The organism is Brevibacillus fortis (assembly GCF_003013395.1).
Lineage (GTDB): Bacteria > Bacillota > Bacilli > Brevibacillales > Brevibacillaceae > Brevibacillus > Brevibacillus fortis.
The window spans coordinates 1-14,174 of sequence record NZ_PXZM01000005.1; the positions used below are offsets into that span (position 1 = coordinate 1).

11 protein-coding genes are annotated in these 14,174 nt (G+C 48.3%); 1 reads left to right on the forward strand and 10 read right to left on the reverse strand.

The genetic code is table 11. The annotated features are described in order from the left end of the window. Positions 1–515 precede the first annotated feature (515 nt). The 9 genes from C7R93_RS05170 to C7R93_RS05210 all read right to left on the reverse strand — a co-directional run bounded on the left by C7R93_RS05170 (position 516) and on the right by C7R93_RS05210 (position 9,431). Entirely contained in the window at positions 516–1,214 is a 699-nt protein-coding gene (locus C7R93_RS05170; protein WP_106837812.1) for a DUF977 family protein, read from the reverse strand. After that, positions 1,192–2,823, reverse strand: a complete 1,632-nt coding sequence (locus tag C7R93_RS05175; protein WP_425266727.1) for an ATP-binding protein — start codon at positions 2,821–2,823, stop codon at positions 1,192–1,194. The genes C7R93_RS05170 and C7R93_RS05175 overlap by 23 nt, the downstream gene beginning before the upstream one ends. A 100-nt stretch (positions 2,824–2,923) precedes the next feature. Next, positions 2,924–4,231 (reverse strand): CitMHS family transporter, encoded by a 1,308-nt coding sequence (locus C7R93_RS05180; protein ID WP_106837814.1) that lies wholly within the window; start codon positions 4,229–4,231, stop codon positions 2,924–2,926. A gap of 278 nt (positions 4,232–4,509) precedes the next feature. Continuing rightward, positions 4,510–4,968, reverse strand: coding sequence for a ribosomal maturation YjgA family protein (locus C7R93_RS05185; protein ID WP_106837815.1), 459 nt, complete (start codon positions 4,966–4,968; stop codon positions 4,510–4,512). A 36-nt stretch (positions 4,969–5,004) separates the two neighbouring features. Continuing rightward, entirely contained in the window at positions 5,005–5,871 is an 867-nt protein-coding gene (locus C7R93_RS05190; protein WP_106837816.1) for an ABC transporter permease subunit, read from the reverse strand. Continuing rightward, a complete protein-coding gene (locus tag C7R93_RS05195) occupies positions 5,843–6,805 on the reverse strand; it encodes an ABC transporter ATP-binding protein (RefSeq protein ID WP_106837817.1) in 963 nt (320 codons plus the stop codon). Before C7R93_RS05195 ends, C7R93_RS05190 begins: the two co-directional genes overlap by 29 nt. An 89-nt stretch (positions 6,806–6,894) precedes the next feature. Further along, the gene (locus tag C7R93_RS05200) at positions 6,895–8,073 is read right to left on the reverse strand and encodes an anti-sigma factor family protein (protein ID WP_106837818.1); all 1,179 of its coding nucleotides are present in this window, start codon (positions 8,071–8,073) and stop codon (positions 6,895–6,897) included. Beyond that, on the reverse strand, positions 8,070–8,618 hold the full coding sequence (locus C7R93_RS05205) for an RNA polymerase sigma factor SigX (RefSeq protein ID WP_106837819.1): 549 nt from the start codon (positions 8,616–8,618) through the stop codon (positions 8,070–8,072). Before C7R93_RS05205 ends, C7R93_RS05200 begins: the two co-directional genes overlap by 4 nt. Positions 8,619–8,720: 102 nt before the next feature. Beyond that, complete coding sequence (locus C7R93_RS05210; RefSeq protein WP_106837820.1) at positions 8,721–9,431, reverse strand: AAA family ATPase; 711 nt, start codon at positions 9,429–9,431, stop codon at positions 8,721–8,723. Positions 9,432–9,527: 96 nt separating this feature from the next. Here C7R93_RS05210 and C7R93_RS05215 point away from each other — a divergent pair, with 96 nt between their 5' ends. Then, positions 9,528–10,952 (forward strand): L,D-transpeptidase family protein, encoded by a 1,425-nt coding sequence (locus C7R93_RS05215; protein WP_106837821.1) that lies wholly within the window; start codon positions 9,528–9,530, stop codon positions 10,950–10,952. 154 nt (positions 10,953–11,106) lie between these two features. Here C7R93_RS05215 and C7R93_RS05220 read toward each other — a convergent pair whose 3' ends face one another. Further along, positions 11,107–14,070 carry a collagenase gene (locus C7R93_RS05220; protein WP_106837822.1) on the reverse strand — a complete coding sequence of 988 codons (2,964 nt, stop codon included), beginning with the start codon at positions 14,068–14,070 and terminating at the stop codon, positions 11,107–11,109. Positions 14,071–14,174: the final 104 nt, after the last annotated feature.

Sequence of the window (14,174 nt, forward strand, 5' to 3'; positions counted from 1 at the left end):
ACCGGATTTAATCCCCATTCCGCTGCCAACGAGGCGGGATGAGCCGGTCTCCCCGCTATGACAATCATATACAACCTCCCCTTCACACACTGTCCTTCTTATTTGTATGCGAATGCCCATGTCCAAGTGATCGACTAAGAAAAACCAACAGAGAAGCACGGAAGGTACTCTTGGTTTGAGTCAACATTGTGGAGGAGAAGAAAAAGCACAGTTCTCTTCGACTCTGACACGCTAGCAGGAGGGATTGACTGTCCGTCTCCACTTCAAAAAGGGGACCGTCCAGCCAAAGCCACCCTACGGGCGGAAGCTTCTCAAAGAAGAAGTGTTCGACAATCGGGTCCCCTTTTTGAAGTTCCGACTAGGTAGGCGTTGTCAAGGTCTGCGAGATCTGTGCTTTTTCTTCTCGCCAGCTTTATTGGTTCATCGGTACTTTCTAAATGCCTATCTAATACAAAAAGACCCTCCGCACTCTCAAGTAGGCTTTGAACCTTACTTGTGGGCGCGGAGGGTTTTTATTATTCTTTTTGCCGCCCAACACTCTTGTACACGCGCTCTGGACGTCCGACGACACCGTACGAAAGGTCTGCGATGGCGTCTCCCTTGGCTACCAAGTACTCTAAGTATCGCCTTGCAGTCGAACGGCTAATGCCAGTTTCTTTGCTGACCAAATCTGTCGTAGCCTCCTGCGTCTGCATGAGAAAGCCAGAAATCTTGTCCAGCGTAATTTGATCAATTCCTTTGACTGCCCTTGTCTCCGTCGTTTTCTTTTGGCCTGTCCGGGCGATGAGCTCATCGATTTGGGCTTGGCTGATCTGGTCGGTGTCTTTTTTCCAATCACTCACCTTTTGCCTGAACTCCTGATAGTTCCGTAACGTTTGTTGCAGGCGTGCAAAAATAAGTGGCTTGGTAATAAAATCGAATACGCCATAGCGGATCGCCTCTACAACCGCATCCACTTCTTTGGCAGCTGTCAGCATGATGACATCAGTTGTAGGGAATTGCTCCTTTATGATCGACAAAAAATCGAGGCCGTCCATATCAGGAAAATAAATGTCGAGCAACACGAGATCAGGCAGCAAAATTTCCATTTGATCCTTAGCCTCTTGCCCATTCGTGGCAATGCCAATCACCTCGTACCCATCCACTTTTTCCACGAAGCGTCGGTTTACCTCTGCGATTCTCAGGTCGTCTTCAATAATGAGTACCCGTATCACCGATAACGGCCTCCTTCCGTTCTGCCGTGCGTGCATCCTTTGGGATCGTCACGGTAAAAATCGTTCCTCCCGCCGGATTTCCTGTATGCGTAATGTTTCCGTGTACGTGTAAGACAGCTTGTTTGACTAAATGTAAGCCGTAGCCATGATTAGGTTGTTGTTTAGTAGAAAAGCCCAGATCAAAGATTCGTTCGGCATTTTCTTCCGAGATACCGGGTCCACGGTCCTCTACCTCGATAAGCAAGACCTCTTCCATATTGAGTAGGAAAATCGTGATTTCTGATGCGTATGCCCCCGGCGCTTTTACCGCATCCATCGCATTATCTATCAAATTGCCCAGAATGACAATCAGTTGCGAGCGATCGATTGAGGCCGGGATGTCGCGGAAGTTGCTTTCCGGATCAATTTTCAGCTCGACTTTGCGTTCGCTCGTCTGATTTAGCTTCCCGAGCAACAATCCACCTATCAGCGGGTCAGGGACTTCCTGCATAATGAACTTCGTATGGTGAACATGCACATTCAACTCAGAAGAGATCGTTTCAATCGCTTCCTGATACGATTCGAGCTGGATGAGTCCAGATATGAGGTGCAGCTTGTTGGAGTACTCGTGCGTCTGGGAACGAAGCACTTCCGCATACTCCTTCACCCGTGACAGCTCCTGTGTGACCTCGAACAGCTCGGACCGATTGCGAAAGCTCGCTACCGCGCCCATAACACGGCGCTCTTTATCCATAATCGGGACGCGGTTCACAACTAATACGTGCTCGTCCACATTCGTTTCGCGGTCAAATTCGGCTTTCCCTGTCTCAATCACCTCGTGAAGGCCCAGCGAACGAACCATCTCGTCCTGTTTGTCCATGATACTGTCTTTATCCTTCGCTTGCCCCAGCATATGGAGGGCGGTCTGATTCGCGAGCGTGATTGTCCCTTCCTTATTGACCGCCACAATGCCTTCGCGAATCGATTCCAGCACGGCTTGATTTTCCTGATACAATCGCCCGATCTGTTCAGGCTCCAAACCAAATATCGCTTTCTTTACATTTTGTGAAAGAATGAGCGTAGCCACCACACCCAAGAGCAAGGTGACGATGCCGATGACGAAGATTCGATTGCGATACGATTCGATCGTTTCATTTATATCCTCAAACAAAAAGCCGACAGAAACGACCCCCATCACCTTTCCTTCCTCATCATAGATCGGTGTCTTTCCTCTGAGTCCGGGGCCGAGCGAACCAACTGTCTCAGAGATGATGGATTGCCCTTGAAATACTGCCTCATTGTCGCCTCCCACCATCATTTTCCCAATCTGCTCTGGATCAGGATGTGAATAGCGGATGCTTTGCAAATTTCCTACTGTGATAAATGCAGCATTCGTGTCCACGCGTATTTTTTCCACGATGGGATTGATGATCTTGGCAGGATCTTCTGCGTCAAACGCCTGTTTGATCTCCGACATCTGCGCGACAGTCTTGGCGGTATGCAGTGCGCGTGTCCCGATCTCATGCTCCAATACGCCAGCCAACATCTGTTCAAACATCGTACCGAGTATGACGATCACACCAAAAAGGAGCGAGCAAATAATCAACATCAGCTTGCTGTGAAAACGCACATCGTTCCCTCCTCTTCTTCTCATTGTATCCTATTTCGCTCTATGACGAAAAAGAGGCCGTGAGCGGGCCTCTTTTTTATTTCTTCCTTCTTATAGTGGACTAGAATGAGATGACTCCGGTAAGAAGCGCAAGAGCAATCATCACGATCGATGTTCCAAACGCCCATTTCAAGATGAACTTTTGGGTCTCCGCATAATCGACCCCAACCATACCAATCAACAGGTACTGTGCTGCAAACAACGGGCTGAGTACGTGCAGCGGTTGACCCAGGATGGAAGCGCGACCAATTTCCGCAGGATCGATTCCGTAAGCTGCTGCTGCATTTGCCAAAATTGGAACGATACCGAAGTAATACGCATCGTTAGACATGAAATACGTGAATGGCATGCTTGTCAGCGCTACGAGTAGAGGCATATGCGAACCCAGTGAATCTGGAATCCAGGATACGAGTGTGCTTGCCATCGCATCGATCATTTTCGTTTCTGTCAGGATACCTGTAAAGATTCCCGCAGCGAAAACCATGGATACCGTAGCCAGTGCATTAGCCGCGTGCGCTGCAATCCGCTCTTTCTGATCTTGCATTTTCGGGTAGTTAATAAACAGGGCAATGGCAAAAGCGAGCATGAACATCGTCGGCAAAGGCAAGAAGCTCGTAATCAGGCCGACCATCAGGGCTGCTGTCAACAACAGATTGAACCAGATCAGGTGCGGACGTTTCAGTGAAGCTGTCTCATCCGCCGCCGCTACTTCTTGTCCTGCAAGCGATTGCAAATCTTCATCTGGGATCTCAATAACCCCCAGACGTTTGCGCTCTTGTTTGCCCAAAATACAGGCTACGATCATGACCCACGCAATTCCACCAATCATCGCAGGAATAACTGGGACAAAAATTTCGGAAACATCCATATGGAGTACACTCATGACACGTGCTGTCGGTCCACCCCAAGGCGTCATGTTCATGACACCGAGTGCGAGCATCGGCACGACTGCCAAAATCATCGGTTTGATTCCCAGCTTGCGATACAAAGGCAGCATCGCGGTAACGGTAATCATATAAGTCGTGGTACCATCTCCATCCAGCGCTACCAAGGTAGCGAGAATTGCTGTACCTACAATGACCTTCAGTGGGTCACCCTTCACAATTTTCACTATTTTCTTAATTAATGGATCAAACAGACCTGCATCCATCATGACTCCAAAGTACAAAATGGCGAATAATAGCATAATTCCCGTAGGCGCAATTTTCTTAATGCCTGCGAGCATCATATCGCCAATTTCCGTACCAAATCCGCTAATCAACGCAAAAACAACAGGAACAACAATCAAAGCAACCAATGCCGAAAGCCGTCTCGACATAATCAAGTACATGAAAACGACTACCATGAGAAATCCAAGTAATGCCAGCATACGCTAGTTCCCCCTTGCAAGAATGCGCTTACAATGATGTTGTAGCAACCATAACGAATGCGCTTTCATATTGTGCTGTCATTATAACAATGTTCGTAAAAATCCGAATAGAATATGCACATAAACTGTTTTAACCGCATTACTTCTATTAAAATCATAAAAATCACGAAATGCGCATATGCTGATCGGTCATGTATGCACATAGCTAAAAATAAAAGGTTCTACCTATTCGTTATGCCTAATAGGTAGAACCAAATATATCGGACATCCGCCAAAAATCACGAACGGTTACGCCATGGCCAAGCTAGGTCGAGCAGGTAAGAGACGGCAATTCCCGCAGTGTACCGCACAAGGTCCGCCGCCAAAAAGCCTTTTCCTAATACCAACGCCCCAAGGGCTGTCTCCCGGAGGTAATTGATCCAACCTGCCTGATACAATTGACTGCCCTCGATTGCAAAGCAAAATACGAGGCTGCACCATAGCGCGAAAGAATTCTTTTTATGCGTAAAACAAGTGCGAAAGCCGAAGTAGATCATGCACGCCCATAATGCATCGCCAAAATGCTCAGCTATAAAGACAGGCAACACATCGGCGAACGCTCTGGACCCTAAGCCCAAAGCCATGACAGCAAAAACGGCCACGATATAGGCGCCTCTGGCTCTCCATCGATGCGCGGAGCGATCGCTACATGTGCTCAAAGGTATCGTCCGGCAGTACTTCCATTCGGCTTTGTGCATACACCATACACCATTCAACTTCCTCTTTTCTTTTTCTTATACATCTCTCTTTTGAAACACCCGAATGGACAGCCCCAACGCCACTATGCCATAGAAAACCGTGTAGAAGAGCATAGCAGTACTCGGGGGAGAAGTCGTACCGAAAATTCCTTGCGAAGCAAAGGACAACGGATCATCAGCCGAATCAAATAACGAAAGTGTCGCTTGCCTGAACAATGAATCGGCCGGAAAGAGCAGACTGGAAATAATCCCGATGTTGGTAAGCGAGCTATTGCTAAAGACCGCACCAAGCTGCTCAATAAAGCCGCCAACGAAGCTGATCCCGTACAGAATAATCAGGATAATACCACCCGTCACTGTGGTGGTCATGCTGCTTAAAAGCATAGCTACACAGACAAGAATAATCGGCATGCTAACGAAGAAAGCAGCTGCTTTCAGGATCTGGCTAGCATCCACCTGAACAGCCAGCATACCTTCCCCCACCCATTGATTGATCCCCAATAGTCCGGTAAACATCAGGAGTGCATACAACCCCAGCATACTCGCCAACCCGAAAAATTTCCCTAGTACATATTTGTAGCGAGGAAGTGCTCGTGCCAGCCACGTATCGATTTGATGGCTTTCGATTTCAGAGGCAATACTTCCTACACTGCTCAAAATTGCCAGAAGTGCCGTAATGACAGAGCCAAAGTACAAGCCCATACCCAGCATCTGCGTGGAGAGAAACTGCTTTTCCAATAATCTCTCCGCGCTAGCCCCTCCTAGCATTTCCTTCATTTCTTTCACCGCATAGCCGGTTGCCAGTCCAAACAATAGCAGGAAGGCCAGCGACATGATCAGCGTAATCGTGAAAATACGCTTGGAGATCATTTCTCTATACGTGATTTTGATGATCGGCCACATGTCGTTCCCCCTCCTTTCTCTGCACCCAATACAGAAATACGTCTTCCAGTGATTGCTGCTTGCGCACGACTTCATGAATCGCAACCCCGGATGCTATCAGCTGTTGCAAGAGGGCTGGCACTCGATTGTCCTGATCCAGAGTCATCAACCAAGAATCACGGTTATCTTCTTGTCTGACAAGCTGGCTCGCTGTGACGAAGGAAGGAAGCACATTTTGCAGACTTCCGCTATCCTTGTCCACTGTCAGCTCAATTTGCGGCTGAACGCTGCTCAGCTTGCGCCATTCGCCATGCACAACCAACTCGCTACGGTGAATGATCCCAACGTGATTGCACACGCTCTCCATTTCGCTCAGTAAATGGCTGTTGAGAAAAATCGTCTTTCCTTGATCGCGAAGCCTAGCAATTAGCTCGCGCACTTCTTTTCGCCCGATCGGGTCCAGTGCCGAGGTCGGTTCATCGAGGAAGATCAGCTCGGGATCGGACAAGAGGGCGCAGGCAATCCCGATCCGCTGCTGCATCCCTTTGGAATAGCCCCGGATGCGTTCACGCTCGCGTCCAGCCATTCCGACCAGCTCGACGACGTTTTTTATCACTGCTTTGCTCTCGCGATGCGTTAATCCACACAACTCCGCATGATGCTCCAAGAGCTGTTGACCCGTCAACCAATCAGGATAGCGGAACAGCTCTGGCAGGTACCCTACCTTTTTTCGCGATTCTACACTGCCAATCGGCTGCCCAAGCATAACCGCTTTACCATCCGTCGGGTGCAATAACCCGAGCATCGTCCTGACAAAGGTACTCTTACCCGCTCCATTTTGCCCGAGGAAACCAAATACAGAGCCGCGCGGTACTTGCAGCGTAATATTTTTGCAGCCTGCTTTGCCGTTATATTGCTTGGTTAGCTCCCACGTCTCTATCACAAAATCTGACATCGCTTACCTCACTTTCTCCATTGCAAACGGGACAAAGCAGAGCCCTCCTTTTTCAGGAAAACTCTGCCAATGCCCCACTATTTGTTTACTTATTTCAGCTGATTTGCAAAATCCAACAGTCTATCGCTATTCTTTTCGTTGCCTTCCACAATGTGAATTTGGCCATCTTGCTGCCACATCAAATGTGTGTTGTATTGACCTGTAACCAGCATTCCGTTTTGGCCGTTCACTTTTACTTCCTTCATCTTGCTCTCACCATCTGCCATGTATGGTACAGGGAGAGTATGCTGCCAGTCTTCGATGTTAATCATCTGCTTTTTCACTTGATCCGGAATGAACGGCAGGGCCAAGAGTGTCTCGCGAAGCTGTGCCAGATCGACTCCCTCTGGAGCTGTTAGCTCAGGTGCGTCCACGACAGAGTAGCCAAAGCTTTCTTTGCCTTCTGTCATCCAGATGTGCTGCATCGCTGGGATCTTCAAGGAGAAGCGTTTGCCACTCAGTTTCTCATCAAAGCGCGCCTCTATCTGCAATTGTGCCAGCAGCTTGTTTGCCCGCTCGGCATCAATCTCCATGTGAATGGTGTACGGAGAATTGATGTCTACGCTATCCACCGTGACTTCCTTCGGCAGTGCAGGCAACTTCACTCCGGCTTTCTCAGCAGCCTCTCTGCTGTTGTAAAAATAGTTTCTTTGCTCGAGCTTTTCCTGATCGTTTTCATCAATCCAGATTTTTCCGATTCCATTCAGTTCCATCTCGCCCACATTGCCGTTTGCGATCCATCGTTCCAGCTCTTGCAAATCTTGTTGCGTCACTTTGACAAACTCTACTTTATCCATGCGGAAAATAGACAGAAAATCGTTTGCTGCTGCTTGTACTTGGGGGAAGGACAGGGATACAGCCAATACTGCTGCTGCCGAAGCGCCTGTCACCCATCTTTTTGTTTGCTTGTTCATCTGATTCCAGCTCCTTCTGATTATCGTTCTCTTGTTCCCTATCTTTTCTCGATCGGATAGCTCCGTGCGATTCGTTTTCCCGATGGTACCTGAAAAACGTTGCCACGCGGCTTCAGTATTCACTCTTACTTCGTCCGTCTCGGAAAATACGTGCTCCATCTTCTCGCGCGTCCAGCTGTCAAGAGCGGACAACTCGTCTAGGTCAGCGCGGCACTGTTCGCATTGCTCCAAATGAACTAGGAACTGTTCACTTTCCTTTTGCCCGCACTCACCGTCCAGGAACGCCTGGATAAAGCCTGTATCTGCACAATTCATTCGTCTTCCCCCCTCATCCGGTCATAGATGGTACGGAATTTGTTTTTTGCTCTCGCTAGCAGAGTTCCCACTGAACTGATTTGGGTGCCTGTGGCCCTCGCCAGCTCCGCATAAGGAAATCCAGCGTACTTCATGACCAGCAAGGTTCGTTCGCGCTCGTCCAGTTCCTCCAGTGCTTCACGCACTTCACACTGGGTCTCTTTTTCCAGCCACATCTCTTCCGTAGAAGGACTGACATGCTCTTGATCCGTTGCGCTTCGCTCTTGTCTTTGGTACCTGCGTTTTTCTGAACGAAGGTGATTATACGCTGCGTAGAGTGCTGCCTTCGAAAGCCATGCAGGGATATGCTCAATTACTGAGCGATCTGTATGGTAAAAGGAGAGAAATACGTCCTGTGCAATATCCTCTGCCGTTTGTTGGTCTTTCACGATTCGCATAATCTGCCGCACAACAAACGGGTAATAGGTTGTAAACAACTCTTGAAAAGTATCGGTTCGATCTTGTATGTGTGCATGGTTCATCACCAGTTTTGCTTGCACCTCCACCGTAGTTCCTCCTTCCTGCTTGCGCGTTTCGACGGTAGCTCTACTGCTTCGTTCATCTAATAGAAACCGCCCAGACGATTTTTGTGACAGGAAAGATGAAATTTATTTTTCATTTAAAAATAAAGCCGGATTCTCCAGGAATCTCCGCGTTAATTGATAGTGCTCCGTGTCCCGATAATTCACCTCTTGTGCAGGCGATTCATCAAAATTCAGGATAGTCGCACCGGGATAGCCCATCAGGATCGGCGAGTGTGTCGCAATAATGAATTGGGCTCCTTCTTCTACCAAATCGCGCATTACGTACAAAAAAGCGATTTGACGCTTCGGTGAAAGAGCAGCCTCAGGCTCATCCAGCAGGTAGATTCCCCTGCCGTTGAAGCGATTGGCAAACAGTGAGAAAAAAGATTCTCCGTGCGACTGCTCATGAAGCGAGCGACCGCCGTAGTTATCATAGCTTTCAGAGCCCATCTGATCGATATGACTGGCGAACTGATAAAAACTCTCAGCCCGCAGAAAAAAACCATTTGTCATTTTAGGCAGCCACGAGAGACGTATATAATCTCCCAAGCTCGCCTCAGAACGATGTACCTCGTAAAAATTATTCCGCGATCCTCCAGCCGTGTTAAAACCGCATTGATAGGCAATCGATTCCAGTAAGGTCGATTTACCTGAGCCATTCTCTCCTACAAAAAAAGTGACGCTGCTTGCAAGCTCGATCGCCGCAAGCTTACGCAAGGAGGGCAGGTGAAACGGATATTCTTTCGTGTTAGGAAAGTTTTCTCGCAGCAGCTTGATCGTTCGTAAATAGACCATTTTTGACCTCCACTCTCATTATTTTCCCGACACACGCCGATACAACCTTATAAGGGCGCCTTTTTGAACGCTCATTTATTTGGGGGAGAAGTATCCGTGGACAAGGTTTCCTTTCTTCAGGAAAAAAGTACATTTCATATGAAATATCCGGATCAGAGCGACCTCGCCTTTTACCGGTGGTATACGACTCAGTATCCAAATGAAGCCATCGGCTGGTTTCACTTAGGTCAAGAGCGAGAGGCACAAGGAAACACGGAACAGGCTCTCGAAGCGTACAGGCGTGGCTTGGTATCCAAACAAGGCCCGTACTACAACGAGACGCGTGACGCTTATTCCAAACTCTTGCGGGAGCGACAGCGCAATACTTTGGGCAATCGAACGCGTTTACTCTTGGCTTCGCTCTTGTTTCTCTATTTTCAATTCGCTTTTTCGCCCGGACTGTTGAGAGATGCGTCCTCAAAGGTAACGCCGCAAGCAGCCAAACAGCCCATACCGCCAACTGCTCAAACTCAGCCACATGTCGAGGTCATCGCAGTCCCTCCTACACTTAGTGCCCGTGAGCTATCTGAACAGGTCCGGCGTTATGTGGAGTCCAAGCGTCCTGCCCTTACACAGCCTTATACGGTCATTGTCGTTCCAGAAGTGCCTGGTTCGCCGTTGTTCCGTCCGTTGCTGTTTTATCAGCCGCGCGAGGTCCGAGGCATCTTGCGTTACAATCCAACAAGCAGGACAGTCCTCAGTGAAAAATGGTGGGATAAGCCTGTGCAGTTTGAACGCGAACCGACACTTGCAACTGTTAAGGCAGAACTCACAGATGAGCAGCTAACCCTCCAGCATGTACTCATCCTGCGAAACGCCTTGTATCGCTATTATCAGCAAACGGGTACGTTGCCTGCCCAGCTGTCTGATCTGGCAGGCGCTTATCCTGGCAATTATTTGCCGCAAATTCCAGTACCACCAAAGAGACTCTTGTTAAAAAGCTATCCGTATCATCCCAAAGCTTTCTCGCCAGAGTCCGCGTGGGACAGCTTGCGCAATGTGCTTCCGCTTCCCGGTTATCCGGAGCCAGTGACACCTTTCGAACCGTTACAGCTTCACTTGTCTACCTCGACACATACGATGAAGCTCATCAGCGGTTCCCATCTGGTTCGCAGCTACCCCGTCGCCATCGGCAAAAATGATTCTACACCCGAAGGCTACTATACCATTCAACAAAAAATCAATCAGCCCCGCGGACATGACAATATTTATGGAACAAGGGGTATGGTCTTTCAGGAGAACGGATATGCCATCCACGGAACAAACCATCCCGAGAGCATCGGCTCATCCGTTTCGCTCGGATGTGTTCGCTTGGTCAATGCTGCTGTAGAGGAGCTGTACACCTTTGTTTCATTGGGGACAGAATTCATCATCTCCAATGCTCCGTCCAAAGCCCAGCCTTGGAGCAACCCTACTCCATTCGTTCTCCCCGCTGGTCCTGAGGAAGAGACGCCACAGGTCATCTACAATTGGCTCCATTGATTCGCAGGCTACGTAAAGAAAAGACGTACGGAACGCTATCCCGTTACGCGCTGATTTTTACCAGACGCTTATCAAACCCAAAAAGCCCTTCTATTCCTTTATAAAAAGGCGTAGAAAGGGCTTTTTCCTATGAACGGGGGTAATTCACATGATGCTACTCAGCGTTCACGATAACTTTGTACGGGATCGTCGTGTTGTTAGTGTTGTAGACTAGCAAGTAATATTTACCTGGTTTTGCCTCAAATTCTCCCGTCAGTTTTTTACCTGCGTTTTCGGGGTAGGCGAGATACGTATCGAGATCATCTTCATGGAACACCACCCAGTTTAAGCCTTCGTCCTGCTCGCTATTTACCGTAACTTGAACGATTCCTTCCTCTTCAACCTGAATGATGTACGTGTCCTTGTCATCTTTCCGGTCTGTTTGACCACTCAGCTCCACGTTGCTTTTCAACAGATTTGCCTCTGAAAAGCTGTTGTTTGGCTCTTGTTCCCTTTCCCCGATTTCTCCACCCTGCTCCTCAATCGTAATGGTTATCGATTTCGCAGTAACCGCTCCTTTATCATCCGTTACTCGCAGTTTCACGGTATATTCTCCGTGATTCTCGTAGACATGTGTAGGATTGGCATCACCGCTGTTTGTACCATCTCCAAATTCCCACAGATAGGATACGATGCTGCCATCCGGATCGGAGCTTCCGTTGCTACTAAACGCAACCTCCTCGTTTACAGCTGCTTTTGACGGTCCGCTCATGACAATAACAGGCGGCTGGTTCTCTCCATCTCCCTGTTCTGGAAGTACCCCGTGGAAAGTGACGTCATATTCAAACTGATTGGACGCATTTACTCGGTAGTTGGTAAAGTAGGCGGTTACGGTTTTGTAGCCGTTCCATGGATGGGAAGTTAGCGTGGTTAGAAACTCGTCTGTTATGCGACTCATCGTTTCCCAGTCTGCTTTCTCCCCTTCTGCCTGCGTGCCCGTGTACGTCCCATTCAACGTAAAGGTTTGGAAGAACTCTGATTTATGCCTGTTTGTAGACACATTTTGTAATCCGGTGACATCTTCAATTTCCTGGAAGATTGCTGCACTTGCTTTAGGGTCTGGCGTCACCAGGTAATCATCCGACACCAGTGGTACTGTCAGATCAGGATAGCTGTCTACCAACGAGCCCATGGTACGGTGATAATCCCGATTCAGCCCTGAATCGTCGCTTAGCGTACGAATTAACCGGTCATAACCGTCAACGTTATTGGCCTCTATGTAATCCATGATATCATCTAGCTTGTTCCAGTCGTCTTTCATCATGTGATACTGCAAGGCGTACGAATACGTATAAAAGTCCCATGTGCCGTAGCGTGCGTGCAAAGTTTGGGAGGCCGTATACCAATTGTCCTGCCCAAAGCGAATGAGATTGCCGACCATGGATTTTCGTGGCTGAACCCCTGTTGTACGTGTGGAGCCTGCAAAGAGTTCCGCTCCCCCTTCTTCAAACCACGACAGTCTCTCGTCTCTGTAAATCGGGCTTTCATTCCACAAGCCAGGTATGGCGTAGCGACCTTGCAAATAGTGCGTGAATTCATGGCGGAACAGCTCTTCCAGTGTGTACGTGCTCTGCTGCGGAGTTCGTTCGTATGTGAAGAAAGTTCCCTTCCCCTCAATATACATGCCTCCGTTGTCCGTTTCATAGCCATACAAGGGGTTGTTCATCTTGTACTCTGAGGGACTATTGTAAAGAACAATGGTCAAAATATCGTCTGGGTTCCCTGCTTCCATCGGTTCATCTCGTCCTGCCATCCGATGAAACTGAGCTTTTACCTCTTTTGCCGCCCAATATAACCGTTTTACTTTTTCTTCTGTCACATCACCACCCGTTTTCATGACGATGCTTCCGTCATCAAACGTATATTCATTGGGCAGATACTTTTCCATGGCATCCTCACGAATCTTGTTAAACTGGATGTCTCTTCCGTGCGCGTCTTTTCCGCCGTAGACCGTCTGGATCAGCTTCGCTGCCTGCATATACTGAAGTCCTACATACGGATAAAGCTCTAACGCCTCTGTGAGAACCTCGTTGCCCTTATTCGGATTGGAATGGTATTCTCCCAAATAAGCACTGTGATAAAATCCATTGTCGAGTACCCATTCTTTCTCCTCATCCGTATCACCGTGCAAGGCGAGATTTCCCAACTCGTTCAGATACGTATCGATTTTGCCGTAAAACTCCTGTTGCTTGGTTGGTTCATCCAGTCTCCACATCAGAATGTAGCTAAACTGGCCCATGATACGGAATACAGCATTCCCCGCACTCCGCTGTGTAATGAAAGTATCCATCTGTTCTTCATATTGACGGATGATCGGTGCAGCTTTCTCCACGAGGGAAGCGCTTACAGTAGTGTTTCCGATAAGTCCACCGAATGCGCCTACCACCTCATTTTGAACATCTGTTCCCAATTTAAAATTCGGATTGTCTGCAATGGCATGCAGTGCAGGGAACACTTTTTGATGCTCGCTTCTCTGGTTGAGATAGGATAATTCCTGATGGTAGTAGCCGAGGTAATATCCAGAGCGTAACACCTCAACCAGAGTGTCAATTCCTTTAGAATCGCTGCTGGAGTATTGTCTGCCTCTTGCTTCCAATGCTTCTATAATGGCCTGAACGCGTTGCCGATCATTGTAAAAGGCATACGAATCAGGGGTAAAATCAAATAATTCAGGAATCTGCTCCCAGTTGACCGTCACCAGTACATTGATTAATTCCTCATAGCTGAGTCTGTTCAAATCGGACATCGAGTACTTCTGGGCATTTGCCTTCATGATCTGATGCGTTTTGCTAGAAGACTCTTGCTCCTCTACACTCCAGGTCGGCTCCACTGGATGCGGATACTCTCCTGCTTCGTCACTGGATTGATGCTGAAACAAAGTGATCGGGTCCAGCGTTCTCTCCACAAATTTTCCAGAAGGCGGAACGTTTTGATGCCCATCCCTTCCAATCACACTCGTATAATCCTTGGCTGCCAATGCTTGGGCAGGAGTATCAACCATCCCAAATAGAAATGACGTCGAGAGAAGGACACCAGCCATCATGCGGCTTGTGTGTACCGTGTGACACTTTTTCTTCATGAATGAGCAAACCTCCTTTGAATAGTGACCGTGGTTTCGTTTGTTTCGAGGAAGCCGTATTTTGATTTGTTCAGGTTCACCTTCTTTCCATTTGAAATTCACTA